Origin of the sequence: Methylobacterium sp. NPDC097929 (assembly GCF_049543375.1) — a bacterium.
Lineage (GTDB): Bacteria > Pseudomonadota > Alphaproteobacteria > Rhizobiales > Beijerinckiaceae > Methylobacterium.
In genome coordinates, this window is record NZ_JBMVEP010000002.1 from 159037 (window position 1) to 184879 (window position 25843).

24 protein-coding genes are annotated in these 25843 nt (G+C 71.3%); 15 read left to right on the plus strand and 9 right to left on the minus strand.

Annotation, left to right across the window (positions count from 1 at the left end; genetic code table 11):
- Window positions 1–147 precede the first annotated feature (147 nt).
- The gene (locus tag ACPCJR_RS08785; protein ID WP_391511791.1) at window positions 148–675 is read right to left on the minus strand and encodes a Dps family protein; all 528 of its coding nucleotides are present in this window, start codon (window positions 673–675) and stop codon (window positions 148–150) included.
- A 132-nt stretch (window positions 676–807) separates the two neighbouring features.
- Entirely contained in the window at window positions 808–2505 is a 1698-nt protein-coding gene (locus ACPCJR_RS08790; RefSeq protein ID WP_391511792.1) for a L,D-transpeptidase family protein, read from the minus strand.
- 183 nt (window positions 2506–2688) lie between these two features.
- Between ACPCJR_RS08790 and ruvB the strand changes: the two genes are divergently transcribed.
- The 4 genes from ruvB to ybgC all read left to right on the plus strand — a co-directional run bounded on the left by ruvB (window position 2689) and on the right by ybgC (window position 6286).
- The gene (ruvB, locus tag ACPCJR_RS08795) at window positions 2689–3759 is read left to right on the plus strand and encodes a Holliday junction branch migration DNA helicase RuvB (RefSeq protein ID WP_391511793.1); all 1071 of its coding nucleotides are present in this window, start codon (window positions 2689–2691) and stop codon (window positions 3757–3759) included.
- Complete coding sequence (locus tag ACPCJR_RS08800) at window positions 3752–4720, plus strand: metallophosphoesterase (protein WP_391511794.1); 969 nt, start codon at window positions 3752–3754, stop codon at window positions 4718–4720. Before ruvB ends, ACPCJR_RS08800 begins: the two co-directional genes overlap by 8 nt.
- A gap of 291 nt (window positions 4721–5011) precedes the next feature.
- Window positions 5012–5725, plus strand: a complete 714-nt coding sequence (locus ACPCJR_RS08805) for a DUF4142 domain-containing protein (protein WP_391511795.1) — start codon at window positions 5012–5014, stop codon at window positions 5723–5725.
- A gap of 129 nt (window positions 5726–5854) precedes the next feature.
- Window positions 5855–6286: a tol-pal system-associated acyl-CoA thioesterase gene (ybgC, locus tag ACPCJR_RS08810; RefSeq protein WP_391511796.1), complete on the plus strand. Its 432-nt coding sequence runs from the start codon at window positions 5855–5857 to the stop codon at window positions 6284–6286.
- Here ybgC and ACPCJR_RS08815 read toward each other — a convergent pair.
- Complete coding sequence (locus tag ACPCJR_RS08815; protein ID WP_391511797.1) at window positions 6273–7529, minus strand: methyl-accepting chemotaxis protein; 1257 nt, start codon at window positions 7527–7529, stop codon at window positions 6273–6275. The genes ybgC and ACPCJR_RS08815 overlap by 14 nt on opposite strands.
- A 436-nt stretch (window positions 7530–7965) precedes the next feature.
- Between ACPCJR_RS08815 and tolQ the strand changes: the two genes are divergently transcribed.
- From tolQ to tolB, 4 genes are all read left to right on the plus strand, one after another.
- Window positions 7966–8682, plus strand: a complete 717-nt coding sequence (gene tolQ / locus ACPCJR_RS08820; RefSeq protein WP_391511798.1) for a protein TolQ — start codon at window positions 7966–7968, stop codon at window positions 8680–8682.
- A 31-nt stretch (window positions 8683–8713) separates the two neighbouring features.
- Entirely contained in the window at window positions 8714–9163 is a 450-nt protein-coding gene (locus ACPCJR_RS08825; protein WP_012456993.1) for an ExbD/TolR family protein, read from the plus strand.
- Between the two features lie 14 nt (window positions 9164–9177).
- The gene (tolA, locus tag ACPCJR_RS08830; RefSeq protein ID WP_391511799.1) at window positions 9178–10566 is read left to right on the plus strand and encodes a cell envelope integrity protein TolA; all 1389 of its coding nucleotides are present in this window, start codon (window positions 9178–9180) and stop codon (window positions 10564–10566) included.
- A gap of 77 nt (window positions 10567–10643) precedes the next feature.
- On the plus strand, window positions 10644–11984 hold the full coding sequence (tolB, locus tag ACPCJR_RS08835; RefSeq protein WP_391511800.1) for a Tol-Pal system beta propeller repeat protein TolB: 1341 nt from the start codon (window positions 10644–10646) through the stop codon (window positions 11982–11984).
- Between the two features lie 512 nt (window positions 11985–12496).
- Here the strand turns inward: tolB and ACPCJR_RS08840 are convergent.
- Both ACPCJR_RS08840 and ACPCJR_RS08845 read right to left on the minus strand, forming a co-directional pair.
- Window positions 12497–12997, minus strand: a complete 501-nt coding sequence (locus ACPCJR_RS08840) for a DUF3280 domain-containing protein (protein WP_391511801.1) — start codon at window positions 12995–12997, stop codon at window positions 12497–12499.
- 232 nt (window positions 12998–13229) lie between these two features.
- Window positions 13230–13865, minus strand: coding sequence for a glutathione S-transferase N-terminal domain-containing protein (locus tag ACPCJR_RS08845; RefSeq protein ID WP_391511802.1), 636 nt, complete (start codon window positions 13863–13865; stop codon window positions 13230–13232).
- 199 nt (window positions 13866–14064) lie between these two features.
- Between ACPCJR_RS08845 and ACPCJR_RS08850 the strand changes: the two genes are divergently transcribed.
- The 6 genes from ACPCJR_RS08850 to gltX all read left to right on the plus strand — a co-directional run bounded on the left by ACPCJR_RS08850 (window position 14065) and on the right by gltX (window position 19597).
- The gene (locus ACPCJR_RS08850) at window positions 14065–14325 is read left to right on the plus strand and encodes a hypothetical protein (RefSeq protein ID WP_391511803.1); all 261 of its coding nucleotides are present in this window, start codon (window positions 14065–14067) and stop codon (window positions 14323–14325) included.
- 108 nt (window positions 14326–14433) lie between these two features.
- Window positions 14434–14868 carry a DUF4345 domain-containing protein gene (locus ACPCJR_RS08855; protein ID WP_391511804.1) on the plus strand — a complete coding sequence of 145 codons (435 nt, stop codon included), beginning with the start codon at window positions 14434–14436 and terminating at the stop codon, window positions 14866–14868.
- Window positions 14865–16895 carry an FUSC family protein gene (locus ACPCJR_RS08860; protein WP_391511805.1) on the plus strand — a complete coding sequence of 677 codons (2031 nt, stop codon included), beginning with the start codon at window positions 14865–14867 and terminating at the stop codon, window positions 16893–16895. Before ACPCJR_RS08855 ends, ACPCJR_RS08860 begins: the two co-directional genes overlap by 4 nt.
- A 7-nt stretch (window positions 16896–16902) precedes the next feature.
- Window positions 16903–17097 (plus strand): DUF1656 domain-containing protein, encoded by a 195-nt coding sequence (locus tag ACPCJR_RS08865; RefSeq protein ID WP_391511806.1) that lies wholly within the window; start codon window positions 16903–16905, stop codon window positions 17095–17097.
- Window positions 17094–18188 carry an efflux RND transporter periplasmic adaptor subunit gene (locus ACPCJR_RS08870; protein WP_391511807.1) on the plus strand — a complete coding sequence of 365 codons (1095 nt, stop codon included), beginning with the start codon at window positions 17094–17096 and terminating at the stop codon, window positions 18186–18188. The genes ACPCJR_RS08865 and ACPCJR_RS08870 overlap by 4 nt, the downstream gene beginning before the upstream one ends.
- 59 nt (window positions 18189–18247) lie before the next feature.
- Window positions 18248–19597: a glutamate--tRNA ligase gene (gene gltX, locus ACPCJR_RS08875; RefSeq protein WP_391511808.1), complete on the plus strand. Its 1350-nt coding sequence runs from the start codon at window positions 18248–18250 to the stop codon at window positions 19595–19597.
- Here gltX and ACPCJR_RS08880 read toward each other — a convergent pair.
- The 4 genes from ACPCJR_RS08880 to ACPCJR_RS08895 all read right to left on the minus strand — a co-directional run bounded on the left by ACPCJR_RS08880 (window position 19594) and on the right by ACPCJR_RS08895 (window position 25148).
- Window positions 19594–20367 (minus strand): class I SAM-dependent methyltransferase, encoded by a 774-nt coding sequence (locus tag ACPCJR_RS08880; protein ID WP_391511809.1) that lies wholly within the window; start codon window positions 20365–20367, stop codon window positions 19594–19596. The genes gltX and ACPCJR_RS08880 overlap by 4 nt on opposite strands.
- Complete coding sequence (locus ACPCJR_RS08885) at window positions 20364–21584, minus strand: MFS transporter (protein WP_391511810.1); 1221 nt, start codon at window positions 21582–21584, stop codon at window positions 20364–20366. The genes ACPCJR_RS08880 and ACPCJR_RS08885 overlap by 4 nt, the downstream gene beginning before the upstream one ends.
- Before the next feature lie 178 nt (window positions 21585–21762).
- Window positions 21763–24012 carry an OmpA family protein gene (locus ACPCJR_RS08890; RefSeq protein WP_391511811.1) on the minus strand — a complete coding sequence of 750 codons (2250 nt, stop codon included), beginning with the start codon at window positions 24010–24012 and terminating at the stop codon, window positions 21763–21765.
- Between the two features lie 122 nt (window positions 24013–24134).
- Window positions 24135–25148 carry a DUF2865 domain-containing protein gene (locus tag ACPCJR_RS08895; protein ID WP_391511812.1) on the minus strand — a complete coding sequence of 338 codons (1014 nt, stop codon included), beginning with the start codon at window positions 25146–25148 and terminating at the stop codon, window positions 24135–24137.
- Between the two features lie 155 nt (window positions 25149–25303).
- Between ACPCJR_RS08895 and ACPCJR_RS08900 the strand changes: the two genes are divergently transcribed.
- On the plus strand, window positions 25304–25840 hold the full coding sequence (locus ACPCJR_RS08900) for a CreA family protein (protein ID WP_391511813.1): 537 nt from the start codon (window positions 25304–25306) through the stop codon (window positions 25838–25840).
- Window positions 25841–25843: the final 3 nt, after the last annotated feature.

Below are 25843 nucleotides of genomic sequence, written 5' to 3' on the forward strand. Positions count from 1 at the left end.
CCGGGCCGCGCGGGCATCCCGGGATCGACGAACGCGGGAGATCGCTTCGGCTCCGTCTCTCGATGACGAGGACGTCGTGACAAAAAAGACCGCCGGTCTTCCGACCGGCGGCCTCCTCCCATCATCGTTCCCGAGCGCGGATCGGGGTCAGTGGCCGCCTTCGGTCGCCTCGCGGGTCGATTCGTAGAGGAACCACGTGCGCTCCTCGGACTGATCGATCCACTCCTCGAGAAGGCTGGTGGTCGACACGTCGTTGGCCTCGTCGGTCACACCGTGCAGCTCGCGCATGTTGGCGGTCAGCGCCTTGTTGTCGTCCCGCAGCTCCTTGAGCATCTCCAGCGGGCTGACATACTCGGCGTTGTTGTCCGGCACGCGCTTGAGCTGCGAGGCCTGGCCGATCGAGCGCAGGGTCGTGCCGCCGATCTTGCGGGCGCGCTCGCCCACCGCGTCGATGATCGCGAAGATCTGCTGCGACTGCTCGTCCAGCAGAAGGTGGTAGTCGCGGAAGTTCGGCCCGCTGACATGCCAGTGGAAGTTCTTCGTCTTGATGTAGAGCGCAAACAGATCCGACAGCAGGACCGTGAGGCCCTCCGAGATCTTCGCGACATCGTTCGGATCGAGATCGGTCGGCGTGTTCAGCCGGTCGCTTCCGACGCGCAGCTTAGCCTTTGCCATGGGGATCGTCCTTGAAAGTCTGCAAACGCAATCGAGCCGGCGACGCGCGCCGGCACTCGGTCGGCAAAATGAGGGACGCGGGGGCTTTGTTCCGCCCCGCATGGCTGCGCTGCTGTGGATGCGGCGCCGATCTCAGCCGCGACCGCCCACGAGGCCGGGCGGCAGCAGCGCCGGCTCGCCCTCGGGCGCGCGGGGCGGCGGAGCGATCTTGCGCGCCTGCGGCTTCGAGGCGGCGCTCGGCGGCGCGGGCGCGTCCGGGGCGGGCGCCGTCCGCACCGCCGGCTTGGGCGCGGGGCCCTGAGCCGCCGCCGGACGGGCCGGCGCGGCCGGGCGAGCGGCCGGCGCCGGGCGGGGTGTGATGGCCCCCGTCGTCGTCACGTCGGGCGCCGGCGTCGCGGCCGCTGGGGCAGGGGGGGCGTCGAGGCCGTAGATGTCGTCGCGGAAATGCACCCGGCCGTCCGAGGTGGCGTAGCCGGTGAGATAGACGAAGGCGACGGGGGTGGGCTTCACGAGCTTCACGTCACGCCGCTCGCCCGCGGCGACGGCGGTCTCGATCTCGATCGGCCCCCAGGCCGAGCCGGCGCCGTTCGGCCCCTCGGTGCCCTGGAGCAGCCAGGCGGCGAATTCCTTCACCTGACCGACGCGCACGCAGCCGTGGGAGTGGAAGCGCACCGAGCCCGCGAACAGCGACTTCGAGGGCGTGTCGTGCATGTAGATCGCGTGGCGGTTCGGCATGTCGATGCGCACTTGGCCCAGCGAGTTGTCGAGACCGGAATCCTGGCGCAGCGTGTAGTTGGCCGCCTTCTGTGTGGTCCAGTCGATGGTGGTCGGGTCGACCTCGACGCCGCCCGGACCGAGGATGCGGATGCGGTTCTTGGCGAGATAGCCCGGATTCTTGCGCATCGTCGGGATGATCTCGTTCTTGATCACCGAGATCGGCACGGTCCAGGTCGGGTTGAGGTTCACGTCGGTGATGCGGGTCTCGACCGCCGGGGTCTGCTTGTCGGGCGAGCCGACCACCGCGACGTAGCGGCGGGTCACCGCACCGCCCTCCACCGCCTCGACCGTGGCCGAGGGGATGTTCACGGTCACGTAGCGCTCGCCGAAGCCGAAGCTCGATCCCATCAAGCGCTGCGCCGAGGCGCGCAGCTGGCGCTGGCGCACGTCCGCCGGGACGTTGAGCGCGTTCAGGGTCAGGCGGCCGAAGATGCCCGCATCGGGCAGGCCGTGGCGGGCCTGGAACGACTTGACCGCGGCCACCAGCGGGGGGTCGAAGCGGTCGGACGGAGGCGCGTCGGCGGGAAGGTCGCCGGTCAGGGTCAGGTGGTGGCGCAGCGAGGGAATGGCGGGGTGGCTGTCGCCGGGCTTCGGGGCGAAGTCGGCGGGCAGCGTCTTCCAGCCGCCGGCCTCGGCGTAGACCTGGTAACGCTCGGCGGCCCGCATCGTGTCGACGAAGGTCTGGGCGGTGTAGGTCGGCAGCGGGTCCTCCGAGACCCGGGCGTAGACGACCGGCGGCAGCTCCCGCGACGCCTTCTTCGGCTGCGGCGCCTCGGTCGGAACGGCCACCGTCCCGGCGGTCGGGCGCTCGACCTTCTGCTCGGGCTTGGCCTCCGCCTTGTCCGGCTTGGGATCGGCCCGCAGCTCGCGCTTGGGCTCGGGCGCGCCCTCGGCCTTCGGCTCGATCCGCAGGTTGATGCGGGAATCGGCGCCTGCCTCGGGCGCCGGCTCGGCCCGGAGCGGGCCGGCGAGCAGCAGGGCGAGGGCGGCGCCGGTGCCGCCGAGGAGCCGGGCGCGGCGGGGCCCGCGCGGGGCAGAGGAAACGTTCGGCATCGCGGTTCTCGTCGGCGGCACGGTCCGATCATCCGCGGCCTTGGTTACCAACTCGCTGAAGGCCCCGCGGGCGGCGTGTGCCGCGGCACGTCGCCCCCTGCCGCCGGGGTCGATTTCGCCGCGGTGGCCCCGGCGCGCGGGATGTGCAAAACGCCTTGTCAGCCGCCGCCCCGCGAGACCCCCGTGAGCGAAGACAAGCCCTCCAAGCCCGGCAAGACCCTGCTCAATCCCGAGCGGCGGCCGGACGACGTGGATCAGTCGATCCGCCCGCTCAGCCTTTCCGAGTTCATCGGGCAGCGGGCGGCGCGCGCCAACATGAACATCTTCATCGAGGCGGCCAAGAAGACCGGCCAGGCTCTCGACCACGTCCTGTTCGTGGGCCCGCCGGGCCTGGGCAAGACCACGCTGGCACAGATCGTCGCCCGCGAGCTCGGGGTGAACTTCCGCTCCACCTCCGGCCCGGTGATCGCCAAGGCCGGTGATCTCGCCGCGCAGCTCACCAATCTGGAGGAGCGCGACGTTCTCTTCATCGACGAGATCCACCGCCTCAACCCGGCGGTGGAGGAAATCCTCTATCCGGCGATGGAGGATTACCAGCTCGACCTCATCATCGGCGAAGGCCCCGCCGCCCGCTCGGTGAAGATCGAGCTGCCGAAATTCACCCTCGTCGGCGCCACCACCCGCGCGGGTCTGCTCACCACCCCCTTGCGCGACCGCTTCGGCATCCCGATCCGGCTCGAATTCTACGAGATCGACGAACTCGAACTCATCGTGCGCCGGGGCGCGCGGGTGCTCGGCCTCGGCATGTCGGAGGAGGGCGCCAACGAGATCGCCAAGCGGGCGCGGGGCACGCCGCGCATCGCCGGGCGCCTGCTGCGCCGGGTGCGCGACTTCGCCATCGTCGACGACGCCCCGACGGTGACCCGGGCCATCGCCGACCGGGCGCTGCAGATGCTCGACGTCGACCCCGTCGGCCTCGACGTGATGGACCGCAAGTACCTCAGCCTGATCGCCTCCTCCTTCGGCGGCGGCCCGGTCGGGATCGAGACCATCGCCGCCGCGCTCTCCGAGCCCCGCGACGCGATCGAGGACATCATCGAGCCCTACCTGATCCAGAAGGGCTTCGTGCAGCGCACCCCCCGCGGGCGGGTCCTGACCCCGCACGCCTTCCGCCACATGGGCTTTGCCGAGCCGCGCCGCGATCCGGGCACGCAATTCGGCCTGTTCGGCGGCGGCGACGATCCCGATGCCTGAGGCGGACGAGCGCGCTCCGTCAATTGAGGGAAGGCCCGTCTCCGTCACCCGTCGCTCCGTCCTGATCGGCCTCGGTGCCACCGCCCTGGCCGGAGCCGGCACGGGCGCCTACGCCGTCGGCGTCGAGCCGATGCGCCTCGCCATCACCCGCTACCGGCTCCGGCCGCTGGGCCCATGGCCCGAGGGGCTGGGGCTGCGGATCGTCGCGCTGGCCGACATCCATGCCTGCGAGCCCTGGATGTCGGCCGCGCGCATCGCCGGCATCGTGGCCGCCGCGAACGCCCTGAAGGGCGACGTGACCGTGCTGCTCGGCGACTACGTCTCGGGCATGAACCTCGTCACCCGCACCCTCGATGCGGCGGAGTGGGCGCCGATCCTCGCAGGACTCACCGCGCCGCTAGGCACCTACGCCATCCTCGGCAACCACGATTGGTGGGAGGACCCATCGGCGCAGGCGCGCGGCGCGGGTCCGACCATCGCGGGAGAGGCTTTGCGGAAGAACGGCATCCGGGTACTGCAGAACGAGGCGCTGCCGCTCTCCGTGCGCGGCCACGCGGTATGGCTCGCCGGCCTCGGCGATCAGGTCGCCTTCCAGCCGAGCGCGAAGAAGCGGGGCCACGCCCGGATCGGCGTCGACGACCTGCCCGGCACGCTCGCCCAGATCCCGGACGGGGCGCCGGCGATCCTGCTCGCGCACGAGCCCGACATCTTCCCCGAGGTCCCGCCCCGGATCGCGCTGACGCTGGCGGGTCATACCCATGGCGGACAGGTGCGCCTGTTCGGCACCGCGCCGGTCGTGCCCTCCCGCTATCGGAACCGCTTCGCCTACGGCCATGTGCGCGAGCAGGCGGACCTAATCGTGTCCGGCGGCCTCGGCATGAGCATCGCGCCGGTGCGGCTCGGCATCCCGCCGGAGATCGTCGTGGTCGATCTCGGAACGGAGCCAAGCTCAACCCGCTGACGATGCGCTCAACGCATATCAGGCTGTGCAAAAAGCGGCGGAAGAATTCGGACCTCCAGCGCATCGAAGCGTACCGAAGTCACAATCCACAAATGCAAGCACCTGATAGAGAACGATTTTCTCTCGGAGCCGTCGGCATCCGGCTTTCGAGCCATCCAGCCCGCGGCCTGTGATCACAGGAGCGTGTCGGGCGGGAACATGCGTGCAGTGCACAAGTTGAGGCCGCGACCGCGCTCTCAGAAGCGCCGGCCCCACACGATCCCAGCACGACCTTCCAAGGAAAACACCGCCATGAAGTCGACCGTCCTGGCCGCCCTCGGCCTGTCCGTCGCTCTCACCGCGCCCGCCCTGGCCCAGGACGCCCTGCCGCTGCGCATCGGCGCCGACGCCCCGATCGGCCGTGCGGCCACCGACACCCGGGAGTTCCGCGCCGAGGCCCTGCGCTCGGACGCCGCCAGCATCGAGGCGAGCCGGATCGCCCTGGAGCGCTCCCGCAACCCGCATGTGCGCAACTACGCCAACCGGGTTCTGGTCGAGCGTGAGGCCACCACCAAGGCGCTGCTGCCCGAGGGCACCTCGCTGACCGCCAGCGGTCGCGTGGTCTCCGACCAGCAGGGCATCCCGACCCGCCTCGACAACCCGGTCGGCGTGGTGCTCGCCCCCGTGACGCTGGCCGCCAACATCGGCACCGGCATCGTCGGCGGCGTGCTCGGCGGCGTCGGCCTGATCGACAACAGCCCGGGCGAGCCCGGCCGCCGCGTCGCCCTCGGCCCGAACGGCCAGCAGCGTCTGGAGCGCCTGCGCTCGGCCCGCTCCGCCCGCGAGTTCGACCGCACCTACGTCAACGAGCAGGCCCGGTCGGACGCCCGCACGCTGGCCCTCTACAGCAGCTATGCCCGCAACGGCGACAGCGCCGCCGGCCGCACCTTCGCGGGCGAGGCGCTGCCCTACATCGCCGACGAGCACGCCCACTCGGCCACCCTCGCCAATCGCATCGGCGGCTGAGCCATCGGAGTTCGCCATGCCGGCAGGGCCGCCCTCGAAAGGGGGCGGCCCTCGCCGTTGGCACCCTGCCTCTCGCCACCGCGGGGCTGAGCCGGTAAAGACCGGCCCTTCTTCCAGACCCGGATACCCATGGATCCGACCCTAGGCGCCGACGCGCACCGCCTCCCGTTGCGCGTCTATTACGAGGACACCGATTTCTCGGGCTTCGTCTATCACGCCAGCTATCTCCGCTTCATGGAGCGCGGGCGCACCGAGTTGCTGCGCGGCTTGGCGGGCGATCAGTCGGAACTGCACGCGGAGGGAGCCGGGCTCGTTTTCGTCGTGCGGAAGATGAACCTCGACTATCTCAAGCCCGCCCGCATGGACGACCTGATCGAGGTTCACACCCGCTCGAGCGAGTTGCGCGGTGCCTCCATGCATCTCGCCCAGGAGGTGCGCCGGGGCGAGGAGGTGCTGGTGCGCGCCGAGGTCGTCGTCGCCTGCGTCCGGAACGGGCGGGCGATCCGCCTGCCGGACAGCCTGCGCCGCGCCCTCACGCCGCCGGCCGTCAGATCCGCCTGACCTCGACCAGGAAGTCCTGAACCGCGCGCGTGACCTGCTCCATCTGCTGGTCGAGGATCGTCGTCGCGGACAGGACGGACCGGGCCGAGCCGGCGGAGGTTTCGGCGGTGGTCGCCACCTGCGCGATGCTGCCGCCGACGCGACCGGTGCGCTCGGCCGCCTCGCGGGCGCTGCGGCTGATCTCGTCCGCCGTGGCCGATTGCTCCTCGACGGCGGCAGCGATGGTGGTGGCGCCCTCGTCGAGCCCACGGATCACCCCCGCGATCCGCTCGATCGCCGTCGCCGTCTGCGAGGTCGCGCCCTGGATCAGGCCGATCTGCTGGGCGATCTCCCCGGTCGCCTTGGCGGTCTGCCCGGCCAGGGCCTTGACCTCGGTGGCGACGACCGCGAAGCCGCGGCCCGCGGCGCCTGCCCGGGCCGCCTCGATGGTGGCGTTCAGGGCCAGCAGATTGGTCTGGCTGGCGATCGAGGAGATCAGCCCGACGACTTCGCCGATCCGCTGCGAGGTCTCGACCAGCGCCTTGACGCTGTCCATCGCCGCGCCCGCCTCGGTCACCGCCTCGCCGGTCGATGCGCTGGAGCGGCTGACCTGCCGGGTGATCTCGGCATTCGCGGCCGTCAATTCCTCCACCGCGGCCGCGACGGATTGGACGTTCACGGTGGTCTCCGCGGCCCCGGTCGCAGCGGTCTCGGCGGCCTCGGAGGTCGCACCGGTCGCCGACAGCACCCGCTCGGCCGCGCCGCGCATCGCCGCCGTGGCCTCGGAGGTTTCGCCGAGCGCCGCGCGGATGGCCGCGTCGAAGCTCGCGATCGACTCGGTGAACGGCGTCACGTCGGCCCAGGACAGCACGGCGGCGACGTAGTGGCCATCCGCGTCGCGGACCGGGGAGACGTGGAGGTCGAGCGTCTTCGGCCCGAGCTTAATCTTGGTGCGCCAGGGCAGGCGGGCCGGGTCGGCCACGATGCTGCGCTGGTGGGCCGGGTTCTTATGGAACACGTCCATCGTCAGCCCCACCCTCGCGTCCGGGTTCACCGAGGCCGGCAGATGCGCCCGCAGGCTGTGCAGCGTTTCCACGCTGCGCTGGTTGGCGAAGGTGATCGTCGCATCGGTGGGATGAAGGACGAGCACGTTGACGGGAAGCGCGTTCAGCACCGCCGCGAAGTCGACGGACAGTCGCCCCGGCTTCGCCGAACCTTGCTGCACCGGGCCCGCGGCAGAGAAGAACTTTCGTTGGAGGATCATGCAAAAGCCCTCGCGCGTCATAGGGCTTGTGAAGGCCCTTTCGATCGCGATAGGGTTATCATATGTTTGTTTATGATTGGTAAACGATCACGCATAAGCAACTATATCCAAATATTATCGTCGAGGTTGCGGAGGGCCGCGCACCCCGGACACTGAATTTCCGTCGTTTCGGAAATTCCCGTCTGTCACCCGGGCCTTCGCTCGGCCCGTTGACAGAGGAAAGCGCAAGCCCGGCCGTAACGGTTTCTTAACCCTGACGCGGCCTTAGACTCGGGCGCGTGACGACGTGCGCTGCGCCCCGGGACGGGTGGAGCCGGAGCCGGTCCCGACCCTTACTTTCGACAGATTCCCGAGTGATCTCAATCCACATCGCTCAAAGGATCAGTCGGCAGTCCGGTGCGCTCCAGCGCGGCCCTGACGACGCGAGGATCGTTCGATGACCCCAGCCGATGCCATGCAGGCCGCGCCCGTCGCAGACATGAGCCTGTTCGGCCTGTTCTGGCAGGCCCACTTCGTCGTGAAGCTCGTGATGGTCGGCCTGCTCGGCGCCTCGATCTGGTGCTGGTCGATCATCGTCGACAAGACGCTGCTGTTCCGCCGCACGGAAGCCGAGATGGATGCCTTCGAGGAGGCGTTCTGGTCCGGCCGCTCGCTGGAGGAACTCTACCGCTCTTTCAACGACCGCCAGCCGACCGGTCTCGGCGCCCTGTTCGTCGCCGCCATGCGGGAATGGAAGCGCTCCTTCGAGGGCTCGGGCCGGCAGATCCACTCGCTCTCGCAGCGCATCGACAAGGTGCTCGACGTGACGATCCAGCGCGAGGTCGAGCGGCTCGATTCGCGCCTCCTCTTCCTCGCTTCGATCGGCTCGGCCGGTCCCTATATCGGCCTGTTCGGCACGGTCTGGGGCATCATGACCGCCTTCACCTCGATCGCGGCCTCCAAGAACACCTCGCTCGCGGTCGTGGCGCCGGGCATCGCCGAGGCGCTGTTCGCCACCGCCATCGGCCTGTTCGCGGCCATTCCCGCGGTGCTCGCCTACAACAAGCTTCAGGCCTCGGTCGCCAAGTCGCAGTCGCGGCTGGAGGGCTTTGCCGACGAGTTCTCGGCGATCCTCTCCCGCCAGATCGACGAGCGCCTCTCAGTCGCCGCCTGATCGGCCGTTCGCACAAGCGGGAGCCAGACATATGGGCATGACGCACGGCGCGGCGCAGGGCGGCGGCAAGCGCCGCCGCCGCGGACGGCGCGGGCACGGCGCCATCAACGAGATCAACATGACGCCGTTCATCGACGTCGTGCTGGTGCTGCTGATCGTCTTCATGGTCGCCGCACCGATGATGACGGTGGGCGTGCCCCTCGACCTGCCCCAGTCGAAGGCGAGCCCGCTCAACTCCGACGTGAAGCCGATCACGCTCTCGATCCGCCGCACCGGCGAGGTCTATCTCGGCGAGGTCGAGCTGAAGGACGACGACATCGTGCCCCAGCTCATGCAGACGGCCAAGACCGGCACCGAGGAGCGCGTGTTCGTGCGCGGCGACAAGCGCGTCGATTACGGGCGCGTGGCCCAGGTGATGGCGATCGTGACCGGCGGCGGCTTCAAGAAGGTCGCCCTCGTGACCGAGCCGGAATCGAACTAGCGGGGCGAGGCATCGTGGCGCTGCGCTGGCCCAACGCTCTCACAGAGCCTTTCAAGAACCGCGAACCGGGCGTCTGGATCTCCGCCGGGGCGCATGCCGCCGTGCTGGGTCTCGCCCTGTTTGCCGTCGCCGCGCCGGCCCTGCCGGACGCGCAGGAGGGCGTGCCGGTCGAGGTGCTGACCGAGCAGCAATTCTCGGAACTGACCCGCGGCGAACGCAACGCGGAGCGGCCGGAGAAGACGCCCAACCGCGCCGACCGCGTGGCGGAGAAGCAGGAGCAGCGCGAGCCCGAGAACGCCAAGACCGACGCGCCGGCCGCCCCCACCCGCACCGCCGACACCAAGATCGCCGCCGTCGACGCCATGCCCCTGCGCGCGAACGAGGCCGACCCCGTGAAGGAGGAGGCGGAAGCCGCTGCCGCCAAGGCGGAGGCTGCGAAGGCCGAAGCGGCCAAGGCGGAAGCGGCCAAGGCTGCCGAAGCGAAGGCCAAAGCCGAATCCAAGGCGAAGGCGGACGCCGCCGCCAAGGCCGAAGCTGCGAAGGCCGAGGCCGCCAAAGCCGCGGAGGCGAAGGCGGCCGCGCAGAAGGCAGAGGCCGAGAAGCGCGAGGAATTGCAGAAACTGATCGAGCGCGAGCAGGCGGAGGCCGACGCCAAGGCGAAGGCGGACGCCGCGGCCAAGGCGCGCGCCGATGCCAAGGCCAAGGCCGACGCCAAGGCGAAAGCCGAGGCCGAAGCCCACGCTAAGGCGGAAGCCGCCAAGGCTGCGGAGGCGAAGGCCGAGGCGGAAGCCAAGGCCAAGGCGGAGGCCGAGCACCGCAAGCAGGTCGCCGAAGCCAAGGCGAAGGCGGAAGCCGATGCGCGGGCCAAAGCCGAGGCCGCCGCGAAAGCCAAGGCGAAGGCGATGGCCGACGCCCGGGCGAAGGCGGATGCCGAGGCCAAGGCGCGCCAGCAGGCGGAGCTCGCCAACAAGTTCAGCCCCGGCGACATCCGCGAGACCCTGGCCCGCTCGCCGTCGCAATCGACCGGCGCCACCGGCCGCGAGGTGCAGCGCACGGCCTCGCTCGGGACGGCGACGGGCAATGCCCAGCGCCTCTCGCCCTCCCTGCGGGATGCGCTCGTCGGCATGCTCCAGCAGCAGATCGAGCGCTGCTACTCGGCTCCGCCCGGAGCGACGCAGGGCGTGGTGCTGCCGATGCTCGACATCCGCCTGAACGCGGACGGCTCCCTCACCAGCGAGCCGCGGGTGATGCGGTCGGGCTCCAACGCGGTCGACCAATCGATCGCCCAGGCCGCGCTGCGGGCGGTGCGGCGCTGCGCGCCCTACAAGATCCCGGCCCAGTACGCGCCCTATTACAACGACTGGAAGGCCATCAACGCCGAGTTCGAGTTCTCGCCCGTGTGAGCCTCGACCGGCCCCGCCGACCGCCTCGCGCGCTCGGCTCCTCCCAGCATCCCTTCCCGACGATCCCGGACTTCTCCATGCCTGGAACAGCCATCACCCGGCGCAAGCTCCTGCCGGCGCTCTCGGTCGCTCTCGGCGTCCTCGCCCTGGCGCTCCCCGCCGCCACCCCGGCGCAGGCGCAACTCCAGCTGCGCATCGGCAGCGGCGCCTTCCAGCCCATGCCGATCGCGATCGCGGATTTCGCGGGCGACGCGAGCCTCGGCTCACTCGTCTCCAGCGTGATCACGAACAACCTGCGCCGCTCCGGCTACTTCACGCCGCTGGACAAGGGGCGCTTCCCCGAGAACCCGAGCTTCGACGCCGCGCCGAACTTCGAGGCCTGGAAGGGCGCGGGCGTCCAGGCCCTGGTCACCGGCCGGGTCGGGCGCGACGCCTCGGGCCGGCTCACCGTCGCCTTCCGCCTCTGGGACGTGGCCTCGGGCCAGCAGATCACCGGCCAGCAATACGGCACCGATGTCGCCAATGCGCGCCGGACCGGACACCTCGTCTCGGACGCGGTCTACACCAAGATCACCGGCCTCGGCCCCTGGTTCGACAGCCGCGTGGCCTATGTCGACGAGTCGGGCCCGAAGGAGAACCGCCGCAAGCGCCTGATGGTGATGGATCAGGACGGCGCCAACGTGCGCGCGCTGACCGGCGGCGCCGACGTGTCGGTGGTGGCGCCGCGCTACTCGGCGGCGGGCCAGGAGATCGCCTTCATGACCCAGGCGACCGGCCAGCAGCCGAAGGTGCAGATGATCGACCTCGAGACCGGCAAGCGCCAGACGGTCGGCAACTTCGCCTCCATGAGCGCGAGCCCGCGCTTCTCGCCGGACGGGCGCCGCCTCGTGATGAGCGTGCAGCAGGGGGGCAACGCCGACATCGTGACGGTCGATCTCGCCTCCAAGGCGCAGACGCCGATCACGCAGGGGCTCGCCATCGACACCTCGCCCTCCTACGCGCCGGACGGCAGCCAGATCGTGTTCGAATCCGACCGCGGCGGCTCGCAGCAGATCTACGTGATGGGTGCCGACGGCTCGAATCCCCGCCGCATCTCCTTCGGCGAGGGTGCGGCCTCGCAGCCCGCATGGTCGCCGCGCGGCGACCTGATCGCCTTCACCCGCCAGCGCAAGGGAGGCTTTGCCATCTGCGTGATGAAGCCCGACGGCTCGGGCGAGCGGGTGCTCACGGAGGGCTTCCACAACGAGAGCCCGACCTTCTCCCCCAACGGCCAATACGTGATGTTCTTCCGCGATCCAGGCGGGCAGGGGGGCGGCAAGCTCTACATGGTCGACATCACCGGCAAGGTCGAGCAGCCGGTGCCGACGCCCTCCTTCGCCTCTGACCCGACGTGGTCGCCGCTTCTGGCGGGGCGCTGAGCACGCAACGCCAACGGCCATCCGGCCATGCAAAAGACCGCGCGAGCCGGGTCCGGCTTGCACGGCGAGACGGTCTTCGAGGAGAAAGGAACGACGGCGGAAGCGGTCGGCAGGTGGGGCTGATGCGTGTTCGAAGTCGCGCCGTGTCGGCCGCTTCTGCGCCCCTAGGGATCCGCTTCCGCCGGGTGTTCGTGGCGGGCCGCTAAGTCCGAGACCGAACGGGTTCTCAGCCTATCGTTGCGGCTTCGCGCTGCGGTGGAGTCATTCCTGTCTCCTCCAGCTTTCGCCAACAAACCGCGCGAAAACAACGCCGCTTCCTGGCAGATGTGCTTGCGATCGCGAAGCACCCGGGTAGACTGCGACTGTGTTCGCGGCCCGTCAAGCGGGAAAATGCCGCCAAGCCTACTGATTTTGTCCTCAGCGAATTCTTGCGCGACAAAACCGTTCGCCTGCAAGGCGTTACGCAAGAGCGGGGAAGAATGTTCTACGGCCGATGCGGGCGGGCCGCGCCGTCAGCGCCCTTCCAGGAGCCGGTTCTTGACGAGGTAGCGGATGCCGCGGTCGAAGGTCTCGTCCGTGTTGCCGCGCAGATCGACGCTGTAGGCCTGCTCGGGTGCGTCGGCTCTGAGCGGCTTCACGTAGACGTTGATGTTGAGGATGAGGTTCGAGACCTTCTGCACCTCTCCGGTGACGGCAGCCTGTGCGCCGAGGCGCCGGGCGAAATCCTCGGCGCAGCCGTTGCAGGCCCGCAGATCCGAGCCTTTGGCCACCTCGTCCCGCAGGGAATCGGTGGGCACCACCGTATAGCGTCCGCTCTCGGCCAGCAGCGCGCGGAACGTGTCGCTGGTGCGCCGCAGCCGCTCGTGCTCTGCCCGGCCGGGTTCGGTCGGCGCGCCCCGGGCGAACTGGAAATCGAAGACTGCGACCCTCTCGGGCTCCGCCCGCGCGGCGAGAGGCATGAGCCCGCCCGCGAACGCGAGAAGGGCGAAGGCATGTCGCGTGGGCCGGCGCATCGTCTGTCTCCTGCCGGCCGCCGGTGAGCGGCCGCTCCTGGACAACGTCAGACGGACAGGTTTGTCTCAAGGCGCGGGGGGGGCATCGCCCGGACTCGACGCGAACGGGGCCGGACACAAAGCAGCATCAATCGTCGGTGAAACTGGCGCCCGTCCTCGCCTCGATCCCCCCAGCGGCAGGGCAGGCGGCGGATCGGCGCGACGCCCCGAGGCGGATGCGCCGGTCCGCCGCTCAGATCGCGCCGAGCCCGCGCTGCACCGCCGGCCGCGCCAGGAGGGTATCGAGCCAGCGGCGGACGTGGGGCCGGTCGGCGAGCGCGATGCCCTGCTTCTCGTGGAACTTGGCCCAGGTCAGCGTGGCGATGTCGGCGATGGAATAGTCGTCGGCGAGATATTCGTGATCGGCCAGCCGCCGGTCGAGCACGCCGTAGAGGCGCTTGGCCTCCTCCGTGAAGCGCTCGATGGCGTAGGGGATCTTCTCCTGCGCGTAGATCCGGAAATGGTGGGCTTGGCCCAGCATCGGCCCGAGGCCGCCGACCTGCCAGAACAGCCACTGATCGACCGCGGTGCGCGCCCGCTCGTCGGCCGGGTAGAGGCAGCCTGTCTTGCGGCCGAGATATTGCAGGATCGCGCCCGACTCGAACACCGAGATCGGCGCGCCGCCCGGTCCCTGCGGATCGACGATGGCCGGAATCTTGTTGTTGGGCGAGAGGGCGAGGAAGTCGGGCGCCATCTGCTCGCCCTTGCCGATATTCACCGGCACCACGCGGTAGGGCAGCCCGCATTCCTCGAGCATGATCGGGATCTTCCACCCGTTCGGTGTGCTCCAGGTGTAGAGGTCGATCGGCTGCGCCGTCGTGGTCGCCATGCTGGCATCCCGGAAAAAGCGGGCCCGCGCCCATCCTCACCGAGGACGTAGCGCGGATCGCCCCGGGGGCTCAAGCGCGGGGTCAGGCGCGACGACGATCGTGCGCAAGTTGTGCCGGACGCTTGCTCTTTGAGCGCCGATGCGGCTGTGTTGCCGCGTGGACGGCCGGTGCGCCGAATCCATCCAGCGGAGTTGCCCGATGTTCGCTCGTCTCCTCGCCGCGGCCATGCTGGCCGCGCCGCTCCTTCTCGCGCAGGCCGCCACGGCCAGGGAGGCCGGAGCGGCCGCCAAGGAGACGGCGAAGGAGCCGAGCGTGGCCCAGTCGGCCGCCCGGGAACGGCAGAAGAAGTGCGGCTCGGAATGGCGTGCGCTCTCGGCGACCGAGAAGTCCGCGCAGGGGCCCAAATGGCCGCAATATTACAGCAAGTGCGTCAAGCGCCTGAAGGAGCAGAAGGCCTGACGCGCTCACGGCCCGACCCCTGCGCCGGCGCATGGCCCGACCCGCGTGAACCGATCGGCCGCCGCGGTGTTGCCCGGCGGACCTGTCCGTGCCCGGAGCCCGATCCCGATGGAGCGTGAACGCCGCTTCCTGCAGCGCGCGGTGGCGCTCGCCGCCGTCATCCCCGTGCTGGCGGGCCTCTACGGCGTTCTGTTCGGCATCGACGGGATCGGCGGCGGCACGCCGCCGAACGTCTCGGCCGACAGCCATTTCCGCTACCTCTCGGGCCTGCTCACCGGCATCGGCATCCTGTTCTTCACCTGCGTGCCGGGGATCGAGGGCAAGACCACCCTGTTCCGGTTCCTCACCCTCGTGGTGGTGCTCGGCGGCCTCGCCCGGTTGCTCGGCCTCTACCTCACCGGCGTGCCCTCGGTGACGATGCTGGCCGCGCTGGCGGTGGAGCTCGGCCTCGCGCCGCTGCTCTGCCTCTGGCAAACGCGGGTCGCGGGCCTCGCGCGCGACGCGGCGCTCGATGCGGTCCGCACGGCGGGAACCGCGCGGTGAGCCGGGCGGCGGGGGGCACCGTCTCCCTCGGCGACCGCCTGCTCGACGCGATCGACCGCCGGGTTCCCGAGCCCTCCGCCTGGGCCTTCGCCCTGCGGATCTGGCTCGCCATGATGCTGGCGCTCTACGCCGCCTTCTGGCTCCAGCTCGACAGCGCCTCCTCGGCGGCGGTCTGCGTCGCCATCCTGGCGCAGCCCAAACGCGGGCAGGCCCTCTCGAAGGCCGGATACCGCTTCCTCGGCACCGTGGTCGGCGGTGTCGTCGCCATCGCCTTGATCGCCCTGTTCGGGCAGGATCGAGTGCTGCTGCTCGTCGCTTTCGCGGTCTGGCTGGGGCTCTGCGTCTTCGTCGCGCAATTCCTGCAGGACACCCGCACCTACGGGGCGATGCTCGCCGGCTACACCGTCGCGATCATCGCGGTGGCCCATATCGACGCGCCGCAGACCGCCTTCGACGCCGCCATCGGCCGCATCGCCGCGATCACCGTGGGCATCGTCGCGATCACCTTCATCAACGACGCGCTCGCCTCGCCGAGCACCTGGCGGACCCTGCTTCCGCGCCTCGCCGAGGCGCATGACGCGACCCGGGCCTTCGCCCGCCAGAGCCTGACGCAGGGCGATCCCGGTCCCGAGCGCGCGGCGGACCTGATCCGGCGCATCGCCCCGATGCGCGCGGATGCCGGCGCCATCGCCGCCGAACTCGACGACGGCCGGCACCGGGCGGCGGGGGCCCGCAGCGCCATCGCCGCGCTCTACGTGCTGGCGGCGGCAAGCCGCGCCCTGGCCGCCGCCATGGACCGCCTCCCCGAACCCGGCCCACTCGTGCGGGAGGCGCAGGCCCTGGCATTGCGATCGGTCTCGGACGGGCAGGACGCGCGGCCCGACGCGCTCGCCCGCCTCGGCGACCGGCTCCGAAACATCGTGGACGAGGGCATGCGGGGGCCCGGCCGCTCGCTGGACGAGATCGTGGCGCTCCAGCGCGCCCTGGATCTCGCCGAGGCCGCGGCCTTCGCCGAGGACGGTCTGCGCGCTCTGGCCGACGGCCACCGGCCGCTGCGCGACGTCGCGCTCCCGACCCACCGCGATTTCCAGGTCGCCCTGCGCGCGGCCTTGCGCGTCGTGATCGCCTTCGGCGTGACCGCCGGCTTTCTCGTGCTGGCCGGGCTGCCGCAATCCTCCTTCGCCCTGGTGCAGGTCGCGGCGACCTGCTCGCTCTCCTCGGTCACCCCCGATCCGCGCAAGTTCGCGCAAGGGGTGCTGATCGGGATGCCGTTCGCCGCACTCTGCGCCGGACTCACGCTGTTCGTGATGCTCGACGGCACCCAGGGCTTTCCCCTGCTCGCCATCGCGATGGCGCCGGTCGTGATCGTCGGCTGCCTCGTGTCGCTGAACCCGCCGACCTTCACCATCGGCTTCATCACCATCGTGTTCTATCCCGTGCTGATGGCGCCGGAGAATCCGCAAACCTACGATCCGCAGACCTTCCTCCTGAACGCGCTGCTCGTGGTGGTCGCGGCGGTGATCCTGTTCCTGACCGTTCGGCTCGTCCTGCCCATCTCCGCCTCGCAGCACCGCGCCTTCGCGCTGGAGGAGGCGCGCCGCGATCTGGCCGAGGCCCTGGCCGGGGAGGGGGGCGATGCGGCCACGCGCACCAGCCTGAACGCCGACCGCCTCTTCCAGTTCTCCGCCTGGAACTCGGGCAGCGGCGCCGTGCGCCGGGCGAGCCTGCACCACGCCTTCGCCGTGGCGCGGCTGGAAGCCGCCGCCGCCCGGGCGCACGCGCAGTTGCGGCACTTGCAGGGGCGGGACGCGCTCGTCCCGCTGCTCGCCCGCGGGCGCGCGGCGCTGGCCGCCGCCCGCCCGCGCGACCTCGACCGGGCGGCGCAGGATCTCGTGGCCGCGGCCGCCACGCAGGACCGCGACGGCCGCCTGAGGCTGGCGCGGGCGGTGAGCGACCTCGCGACGGCCTCGCGCGTTATCACGCGACACGGGCGCCTCTTCCGGCGCCTGTCCCTCCTCGATGCCTGACGCACGGATGCACCACGACCTCACCATCGGCGGGATACTGGTCTCGCCCTTCATCGCCCAGGCGCTGGTCGCCTTCGCGCTGCTCGTGGCCCTGCGGGTCGTGTTCCGCCGGATCCGCTTCGGACGCTTCGTGGCCAACCCGCCGCTGGCGGAGGCCGGGATCTACGTCTGCCTGCTCGCGCTCGTCGTGGTGATGCTGTGAGGCGCGACGACGACGCGCCGGCCCACGCCGAGTCTCCGGGCCGCGCCCCGGAGCGGAATGCGGGCGAGGCGGCCTCCGCGAACGAGGCGCGCCGCCAGCAGGCCGCCTCGGCCGCGGAACCCACAGCGGTGCGGCGCGGGCGCCGAGGCCGCGTGCTGCGGCTCACGGCGACGGCCGTCATTCTCACCTGCGCCGCCGGAGCGGCCTTCATCGTCTGGCAGTTCTACGTCACCGCGCCCTGGACCCGGGACGGGCGCGTGCGCGTGCAGGTCGCCAACATCGCTCCGCAGGTCTCCGGCACCATCGTCGCGCTGCGGGTCACCGACAACCAGGAGGTGAAGAAGGGCGACATCCTCTACGTGATCGATCCCTTCGACTTTCAGGAGGCGGTGGTGTCGGCGGAGGCCGAGATCGCGAACCGCGAGGCGGATCTCTCGGTCAAGCAATCCCAGTCGGCCCGGCGCGCGGCGCTCTCCACGGTCTCGACCTCGGTCGAGGAGAAGCAGCAATTTGCCGGCACCGCCAAGATCGCCGAGGCCGCCCTCAAGACGGCCACGTCGCAGCTCGCCCAGGCCAGGAAGAACCTGGAGCGCACCGAGGTCCGCTCCACCGTCAACGGCCGCGTGACCAACCTGCTGCTGCGAGTCGGCGACTACGCCACGACCGGCACCGCCAACCTCCAGGTGATCGACACGGATTCCTTCTGGATCGACGGCTATTTCGAGGAAACGAAGATGCCGCATATCCGGGCCGGGGCGCCCGCCGAGGTGGCTCTCATGGGCTACGACGCGCCCCTGCGCGGAACGGTGGAGAGCGTGACGCTCGGCATCTCCACCGCCAACGCCGCGCCGAGCACGCAGGGGCTGCCGAACGTCGATCCGGTCTATACCTGGGTGCGGCTCGCCCAGCGGGTGCCCGTGCGCATCCGCATCGACCGCGTTCCCGAGGGCGTGACGCTGGTGGCGGGCATGACCGCGACCGTGGTCGTCGGCGACGGAAAAGGCCGGCGCGCGGACTGGGTGACGGCCCTGCGCAGCGGCCTGTTCGGTGCGGCGGACACGGCGGCCCCGGCCGTGAAGAACGCCCCCTGACGCGACCCGCCGGCACCGTAGGCGGTGCGGCGGCTCGAAAAATTGGGTAGAGCGGCGGCATGTCCACCGCTCCTCTCGTGCGCTTCGCGCCCTCGCCGACCGGCTTCCTGCACATCGGCAACGCCCGGCCGGCGCTCCTGAACGCTCTTTTCGCGCACCGCCAGGGGGGCCGCTTCCTGCTGCGCCTCGACGACACCGACCGCGAGCGCTCGACGGAGGAATTCGCCAGTGCCGTGTCGGAGGATCTCGGCTGGCTCGGCATCGAGCCCGACCTGTTCTTCCGCCAGAGCGATCGCAGCGCGCTCTACGACGCGGCCGCCGAGCGGCTGAAGGACCAGGGCCGGCTCTACCCCTGCTACGAGACGCAGGAGGAGTTGGAGCGCCGCCGCAAGCGCCAGCTCGGCCGCGGCCTGCCGCCGATTTACGACCGGGCGGCGCTCGCCCTGAGCGAGGCCGAGCGCGCCGCGCTGGAGGCCGAGGGCCGGCGCCCCCACTGGCGCTTCAGGCTCGATCACCGGATCGTGGCCTGGAACGATCTCGTGCGCGGCGAGAGCCACGTCGATAGCGCCTCGCTCTCCGACCCCGTGCTGGTGCGCGCCGACGGCAGCTACCTCTACACGCTCCCCTCCGTGGTGGACGACGCGGAAGTGGGCGTCAGCCACGTGATCCGCGGCGAGGATCACGTGACGAACACGGGCGTGCAGGTGCAGCTGTTCGAGGCGTTGGGCGCTTCGATCCCCGCCTTCGGCCACCACAACCTGCTCACCACGGCGGACGGGGAGGGGCTCTCCAAGCGCCTCGGCCACCTCTCCCTGCGCTCCTTGCGCGAGGCGGGCTACGAGCCGGCGGCCGTGCGCTCGCTCGCGGTGCTGACGGGCTCGGCCGAGGCCGTGCGCCCGATCGCCTCCCTCGACGAGTTGGCGGGCCTCGTCGATCTCGCCCATCTCTCGCGGGCGCCGGCCCGGTTCGACCCGGCCGAACTCGACGGCATGAACGCCCGCCTCGTCCACGAGATGCCGTTCTCCGATGTCCGCGACCGTCTCGCCGCCCTCGGCATCCCGGCCGGCGACGCGGAGGCGTTCTGGCTCGCGGTGCGGGCCAATCTCGGCCGCGTCTCGGAGGCCACCGAGTGGTGGCGCGTGGTCGCCGGCCCGGTGACGCCGGTCATCGCCGAGCCGGATTTCATCGCCACCGCGGCGAGTCTGCTCCCCGAGGCGCCCTTCGGCCCCGGCACCTGGAAGGCCTGGACCGACGCGGTGAAGGCGCGCACCGGCGCCAAGGGCCGGGCTCTGTTCATGCCCCTGCGCCTCGCGCTGACCGGGCTCGACCACGGCCCGGATCTCTCCGCGCTGCTGCCGCTGATCGGGCGGGAGCGGGCGGCGCAGCGTCTTGCCGGGGAAGTGGCCTAGAGCCCGTCCGGCTCCGCCTCGATCAGCATCACGTCGAGGGTGAAGCTGCCGTCGTCCTCGATCGCGAAATGCGCGCGCACCGGCTCCGGCGCGCCGCGTTGCAGGCCGCGGATCGCCGCCGCGCTCGCCTCCGGCGTGCCCATCCGGGCGATCCAGGCGGAAAAATCCATGCGCACGCGCCAGCCCTGGGCGGCGCCGGGCACGAAGCCGGCCTCTGCCAGCATCGCGCGCCATTCCGCCTCGCCGTAGTCGCGCACGTGCGAGGGATCGCGCAGAAGCTCCCAGGCCTGGAGATGCGTGTCGAGGAGCGGCGGGCCGGGATGCACGACGTCCACCAGCCCGAGGCGTCCCTCGGGCGCGAGAACCCGGCGCGCCTCGCGAAGCGCGGCCGGCACGTCGCCCCAGTGGTGGGCGCTGTAGCGCGAGAGCACCCGCCCGAAGCGCCCGTCGGGGAAGGGCAGGGCCTCGACGCTGGCCTGCCGCGTGGCGATGTTCGTCAGCCCCCGCCGCTGCGCCTCGGCAGCGACCGCGTCGAGCATCGCCTGCGACAGGTCGAGGGCGGCGACCGAGGCGACGTGGGGCGCCACCGCGTAGGTGACGTGGCCGCCGCCGCAGCCCAGATCGAGCACCGCGGCGCCGGGCAGGGCGCCGAAGCGGGCGAGCGCCGCGAGATCCTCGCCCCCGGCATGGACGGCGCTGGCGACGTAGTCGGCGGCGCGTCCGCCGAACTGCGCCGAGATCTGCGCGTCGTGGCTGATCGGATCGGTCATGGGGCCGGCCCTCCCGGCGGCAGCGGCGCGAGGCGCGCGAGCCTCACGGCGACGAGGAGCGCCGCAGCGTAGAGCGCTCCGAAGAAGGCCGCCACCCCGGTCCAGCCGTAATGCAGGAAGAACCACCCGCCCGCCGTGCCGAGCAGCGACGAGCCGAGATAGTACATCGACAGGTAGATCGCCGAGGCCTGGGCCCGGTCGCTCGAAGTGCGCCGCCCGACCCAGCTCGACGCGACCGAGTGGGCGCCGAAGAAGCTCACCGTGACGACGACGATGCCGAGGATGATGAGGATCAGGCTCTGCGCCATCGTCAGCGCGATGCCGATCATGCCGAGCAGGATCGCGAGCCACAGAACCTTGCGCCGCCCGAGCACCCCGGCGACGTGGCCGGTGATGGCGGAACTCGCCGTGCCGGCGAGGTAGACGATGAAGATGAGGCCGATCGCCGTCTGGCTGAGCGAATAGGGCGGATCGAGCAGGCGGAAGCCGATATAGTTGTAGACGCAGACGAAGCCGCCCATCAGCAGGAACGGTTCGAGGAAGAGCCAGGGCAGGCCCGCATCGCGGAAGTGGTGGGTGAAGGTGCCCGGCACCTCCCGCCAGCGCATGCGGTGGGCGACGAAGCGGCGCGAGGCCGGCAGGGCGAACTGGAAGGCGAGCGCCGCGAACAGGGCCAGCACGCCGATGGTGCCCAGGCCCCAGCGCCAGGAGGCGTGATCGGCGATGATGCCCGCGAGCAGCCGCCCGACCATGCCGCCGAGCGCGTTGCCGCCGATGAGCAGCCCCATCGAAAGGCCGATGGCCCGCCCGTGCATCTCCTCGCTCAGATAAGCCATCGCCACCGCGGGCAGACCGCTCGCGGCGATGCCGGTCAGCGCCCGCAGGGCCAGGAAGCCGTGCCAGCTCGGCATCAGCACGGCGCCGATGGTGAGGAGAGCGGAGGCGAAGAGCGAGGCCGCCATCACCGGCTTGCGACCCCAGACCTCCGAGAGCGGGCTGACGAAGAGGAGCGAGATCGCCAGCGTTGCGCAGGGCAGCGACAGGGCGAGGCTGCTCTCGGCGGGCGAGACCGCGAAGGTGTCGGCGAAGATCGGCAGCAGCGGCTGGACGCCGTAGAGCACCGCGAAGGTGGAGAATCCGGCCGCGAACAGCGCCAGCGTGGAGCGGCGGAAGGTCGGCGTCCCGGCCTCGATCAACCGGTCGCTATCGTCCGTCATGCCGCGACGTGTCCTTGCCAACGAAAAACCCTCCCGCCTGTGCGGGGGAGGGTTGGTCCTGCCTCGGCAGGAAGCGGCGGGCGAGAAATGACGGTTCCGAACCTTTGTTCGGGCCGCCCACGCGTCCGCGCCGCGAGATACCCTCTCCCGCGATCGGGAGAGGGGTCAAGCGTTTCGGCTAACGGGGTGCGGGCGGCTGTTGCCCCTCGGCCTGCTGCTGGAGCAGCGGGGTGATCCGGCGCACCGTGACGCGACGGTTCTCGCGGTTGGCCTCCTGCGTGTTCACCTTCAGGTTCTGCTCGCCGTAGCCCTGGGTCGTCAGGTTCTCCGGCGGCACCTGGAAGTCCTGCGTCAGCACCGCGGCCACCGACTGCGCCCGTCGATCGGACAGCGACAGGTTGTCGATGTCGGCGCCGACCGCATCGGTGTAGCCCTCGATCAGGAACACCTCCTGCGGATTGTCCTTGATCGTCCGGTTGATCGCCTCCGCGATGGTCGAGAGGCGCTTGGCCTGATCGGGGGTGACGGTGAAGGAGCCGGTGTCGAAGGTGATCGTGTTGATGTCCACCGACGGCATCCGCGCCCGCAGCTGCGGGCTGTAGCGCACCTGATCGAGGGTGTAGCGCCGGTCGAGCTTCTGCACCGGCGGCGCGGAGAGGGCCTCGTAGACCGCGCGTCCGTCCGCCCGCTCGTAATCCACGACGTAGCGCTCGCGCGGGATGCGGATGTCCGGCGGCGGCAGTTCCACCACGTCCTCGTAGATCGGCCGGGGCGCGCCGCCATAGGCGTTGTTGATCAGCACGACCTCGCGGCCGTCGCGGGTGCGGCGCGAGCGGCGCAGGAGCCGGCCGTCATCGTCCACGACGGTGATGATCTGTCCGCCCGCCGGGCTGTCGACGTAGCTGTAGACCTCGCCACCGCGGCGCTCGCTGCGGTAGCCGCGATCGCCGTAGATCGTGCGGAAGCGCTCGTTCTCGTCGTGGCGGATGAAGTAGCCGTCCCGGTCGCGCACGATGATGCGGCCCGGCTCGCGGTAATAGGTGCGTCCGCCGACCTCGTACTCGCGACGGTCCCGGCGCACGGTCTCGTAGTCGCGCCCGCGGTAATCGTCGTCGCGGAAGCCGCCGGGCACGTAGGCGGGCGTGCCGGGGACGTTGAAACGCTCGCGACGGTCCGAACGGTCGCCGCGCCGGTCGTCGTCCCCGCGCCGACGGTCGAAGTCGCGGCGGTCGTCGTCGCGACGGCGATCGGAGTCACGGCGATCGTCCTCACCGCGGCGGCGATCCGGATCACGGCGATCGTCGTCGCCGCGCCGGTCGTCGAGCCCGCGCGGGTCGGACCGGCCGTCCGGCGGCGTGCCGGGCTGGTCGGCGCCGGGCGGCTGAACCGGACGGCCGGGAACGCCCGGCTGCTGGTTCGGCGCGACGGGCCGTCCCGGAACGCCGGGCTGCTGGTTGGGGGCCGTGCGGCTGCCGGGCGCCTCGCGGGTGCCGTCGGGATCGGTCGCGGACGGATTCGTCGGTTGAGCGGGGCGGCCGGGCTGCTCCGCACCGGGCGCGACCGGGCGGCCGGGAACGCCGGGCCGCTGGTTCGGCGGCGTGGCGGGCGCGGTCGGCTGCGCCGGGTTCTGGGTGGCCGGCGGGGTCGGACGGTCGGGGCGGTCGGGGCGGTCGGCCGAGGGCGGCGTCGGCGCATCCGGGGTCCGGCGCTGGTTCGGCGCCGCATCGGGCCGATCCGCCTCGCGTCCGGCCGGACGATCGGGACGGTTCGGGGCGTCCCGGCCGGAGCGATCCGGGGTCTGGCGATCCTGCTGGCGGTCGGGCTGACGCTCCGGCGCATCACGACGAGAGGGCGTCTCGCGCTCGGGCGCCTCGCGGCGTGATGGCGCCTCGCGCTCCGGGGCTTCGCGCCGGGCCGGTGCCTCGCGCTCGGGCGAGCGCTCCCGGGCGGCGGGCGGCGCGGCGCGCTCCTCGGAGCGGTCCGGGCGCGGCGCGGGGGAGGGCGCCCGCTCGGGACGCTCCTGCCGCTCCGGGCGCTCCTGCCGTTCGGGACGCTCCTGCCGTTCGGGACGGGCCGGGCGCTCGGCCGGCTCCGGCCGTTCGCGGGCCGTGGGCGCCTGTTCACGGGCCGCAGGCGCTTGTTCTCGGGCCGCGGGCGCTTGCCGGGGCTCGGGACGGGACGGGCGTTCGGCCGGCTCGGGCCGCTCGCGGGCCGGCGGCCCGCCGCGCTCCGCACCGCCGCGCTCGGCCGGACCGGCACCGCCCGGCCCACGCCCGCCGCCGCGCGGCCCCTCACCCGGCTCCTCCCGCTGCGCGAGTTCGATCCGCCCGTCCACGCCGTCGCCGAGTGAGCGGGCGACGGACAGATCCGACAGGACGAGCGCCGGCAACATCGTGCCGGCCAGGAGCAGGGAGCGGGTGATCCGCATGCAGTCAGCCTCGTAAAACGCGATCGGCGGTTCCGAACACGACGGGACTGATTTGGTTCCCTTTTCGAGGCTGCCTTCCGCTCCGGGGCGGGCATTCGGGCGCGGCCGCGAAGGGGTCGGCCTCAGGGCATCGGCGTCAGGGCGAGCGGCGCGACGATGCTGGGGGCGATGACGCGGACGGCGCTGCGGGTTTCTCCCGCCGATCCGGTCCGTTCGGCCGCGTCCGGCGCGAGCTCCGGCAGGGCCGGGACAGCGCCGTCGCGGCTCGCCGCGGCGGCAGCGAGCCCGGCTGCGGTCCGGTCGGCACGGCCGACCAGGGTCAGGCGCACCTTCGGCGCCCGGGACAGGGCCTCGGCCTGCATCGGCGTGACGAAGATGTCGCCCTTGTGCCGCACCAGCATGCTCTCGGCCTTGGCCAGCGACTGCGCCCAGCTCTGCCCCTCCTTCTTGCAGGAGCAGTTCGACGTGAAGCTCTTGCGGAACTTGAAGGCGGTCGGCAACGCGCTGTAGGCGCGGCTGCCCTTGATCGTGGCGGCATATTTCAGGGCGTCGTCGCCGTGAGGCATCGAGTAGGCCAGCGCCTCGGTGCCGGGGCAGAGGGCTTGGCACATCTCGTCGGCCCCGCCCCGCCCGTCGGGCAGGTTGGCCATCGGGAAATAGGAGCCGTCGCAGGTCTTCACGCAGATCACCTGCGGACCGCCGCGAGCGGTCTGTCCGCCGGAATGCCCCTCCTGGCCGCCCTCCGGCACCAGCCCGGTGCAGGCGCTCGACACGGCCGCGACGAGCTGACGGCGGCGGGTGGACACGACCTCCCCGTCACCGCCGCCGTAGGTGGCGTTGAGCGAACGGATCCGCGCCTCCACCGCCCCGCATTGCGGGGGCCGGGTGTCGAAGAATAGGAACTTGCCGCCCTCGCAATTGAGGCTGCGATAGTAGGTCTGCAGGCGCGCCACCTCGCTCTGGAGGGCGGCGGCGGTGGAAGCGCTGGCATTGAGGTTGGCCAGCTCGCTCTTGTAGCGCTGGCAGGCCCAGACATCCGGCGCGGCGGCGGCCGGAGACGCCCCGCCGAAGCCGAGGCTGACCGCGGCGAGGACGAGGGTGACGGCGCGGCGAAACTGCGTTCCGATCATCGGCATGGTGCGGATGCTGGGGATCTCAGGCAGGAGAGCGCGGGCGGGGAGGGCTTCGGCGAAGCGGAGCCGACGAGCAGCACCTGTGTTAAAGCCCCTCGACCCGCGGGGACAGAGACACCATGTCTCTCGCGCCAAGCTTTGCGGGGATTGCGTCGACGATGTGGCTCACGAGCACCAATGGACACACGGCCCGGTTGACGGCAGCCGGCCTCGCCACCGGATTGGCGTTGCTGGCGGGCGGAGCCGCCTGGGCGCAGGAACCCGACCGGATCTTCGACAAGTCGACGGTCTGGCGCCCGCTCACGCCCAACGACAAGCTCGTGGTCTACGGCATCGACGACCCGGCGGTGGCGGGCGTGGCCTGCTGGTACACCCAACCCGAGAAGGGCGGCATCAAGGGCACGCTCGGGCTCGCCGAAGACGTGTCCGACATCTCGCTGGCCTGCCGGCAGGTCGGCCCGGTCCAGTTCAAGGACAAGGTCAAGCAGGGCGAGGTCGTGTTCAGCGAGCGGCGCTCGCTGATCTTCAAGTCGATGCAGATCGTGCGCGGCTGCGATACCAAGCGCAACACGCTGATCTACATGGTCTATTCGGACAAGGTGGTGCAGGGCTCGCCCAAGAACTCGACCTCGAGCGTACCGCTGGCGCCCTGGGGAACCGAGCCGCCGCCGAAATGCGCGGACTTCCTGAAGTAGGCC

What these genes read in the sequence shown, in the direction of transcription:
- ACPCJR_RS08825 (WP_012456993.1), top strand. Translation starts at nt 8,714, where the DNA reads ATGGGCATGACGCACGGCGCGGCGCAGGGCGGCGGCAAGCGCCGCCGC.
- gltX (WP_391511808.1), top strand. Translation starts at nt 18,248, where the DNA reads ATGTCCACCGCTCCTCTCGTGCGCTTCGCGCCCTCGCCGACCGGCTTC.
- ACPCJR_RS08890 (WP_391511811.1), bottom strand. Translation starts at nt 24,012, where the DNA reads ATGCGGATCACCCGCTCCCTGCTCCTGGCCGGCACGATGTTGCCGGCG.
- tolB (WP_391511800.1), top strand. Translation starts at nt 10,644, where the DNA reads ATGCCTGGAACAGCCATCACCCGGCGCAAGCTCCTGCCGGCGCTCTCG.
- ACPCJR_RS08790 (WP_391511792.1), bottom strand. Translation starts at nt 2,505, where the DNA reads ATGCCGAACGTTTCCTCTGCCCCGCGCGGGCCCCGCCGCGCCCGGCTC.
- ACPCJR_RS08900 (WP_391511813.1), top strand. Translation starts at nt 25,304, where the DNA reads ATGTGGCTCACGAGCACCAATGGACACACGGCCCGGTTGACGGCAGCC.
- ACPCJR_RS08850 (WP_391511803.1), top strand. Translation starts at nt 14,065, where the DNA reads ATGTTCGCTCGTCTCCTCGCCGCGGCCATGCTGGCCGCGCCGCTCCTT.
- ACPCJR_RS08885 (WP_391511810.1), bottom strand. Translation starts at nt 21,584, where the DNA reads ATGACGGACGATAGCGACCGGTTGATCGAGGCCGGGACGCCGACCTTC.
- ACPCJR_RS08840 (WP_391511801.1), bottom strand. Translation starts at nt 12,997, where the DNA reads ATGCGCCGGCCCACGCGACATGCCTTCGCCCTTCTCGCGTTCGCGGGC.
- ybgC (WP_391511796.1), top strand. Translation starts at nt 5,855, where the DNA reads ATGGATCCGACCCTAGGCGCCGACGCGCACCGCCTCCCGTTGCGCGTC.
- tolQ (WP_391511798.1), top strand. Translation starts at nt 7,966, where the DNA reads ATGACCCCAGCCGATGCCATGCAGGCCGCGCCCGTCGCAGACATGAGC.
- ACPCJR_RS08855 (WP_391511804.1), top strand. Translation starts at nt 14,434, where the DNA reads ATGGAGCGTGAACGCCGCTTCCTGCAGCGCGCGGTGGCGCTCGCCGCC.
- ACPCJR_RS08845 (WP_391511802.1), bottom strand. Translation starts at nt 13,865, where the DNA reads ATGGCGACCACGACGGCGCAGCCGATCGACCTCTACACCTGGAGCACA.
- ACPCJR_RS08785 (WP_391511791.1), bottom strand. Translation starts at nt 675, where the DNA reads ATGGCAAAGGCTAAGCTGCGCGTCGGAAGCGACCGGCTGAACACGCCG.
- ACPCJR_RS08805 (WP_391511795.1), top strand. Translation starts at nt 5,012, where the DNA reads ATGAAGTCGACCGTCCTGGCCGCCCTCGGCCTGTCCGTCGCTCTCACC.
- ACPCJR_RS08815 (WP_391511797.1), bottom strand. Translation starts at nt 7,529, where the DNA reads ATGATCCTCCAACGAAAGTTCTTCTCTGCCGCGGGCCCGGTGCAGCAA.
- ACPCJR_RS08895 (WP_391511812.1), bottom strand. Translation starts at nt 25,148, where the DNA reads ATGCCGATGATCGGAACGCAGTTTCGCCGCGCCGTCACCCTCGTCCTC.
- ACPCJR_RS08880 (WP_391511809.1), bottom strand. Translation starts at nt 20,367, where the DNA reads ATGACCGATCCGATCAGCCACGACGCGCAGATCTCGGCGCAGTTCGGC.
- ACPCJR_RS08800 (WP_391511794.1), top strand. Translation starts at nt 3,752, where the DNA reads ATGCCTGAGGCGGACGAGCGCGCTCCGTCAATTGAGGGAAGGCCCGTC.
- ACPCJR_RS08865 (WP_391511806.1), top strand. Translation starts at nt 16,903, where the DNA reads ATGCACCACGACCTCACCATCGGCGGGATACTGGTCTCGCCCTTCATC.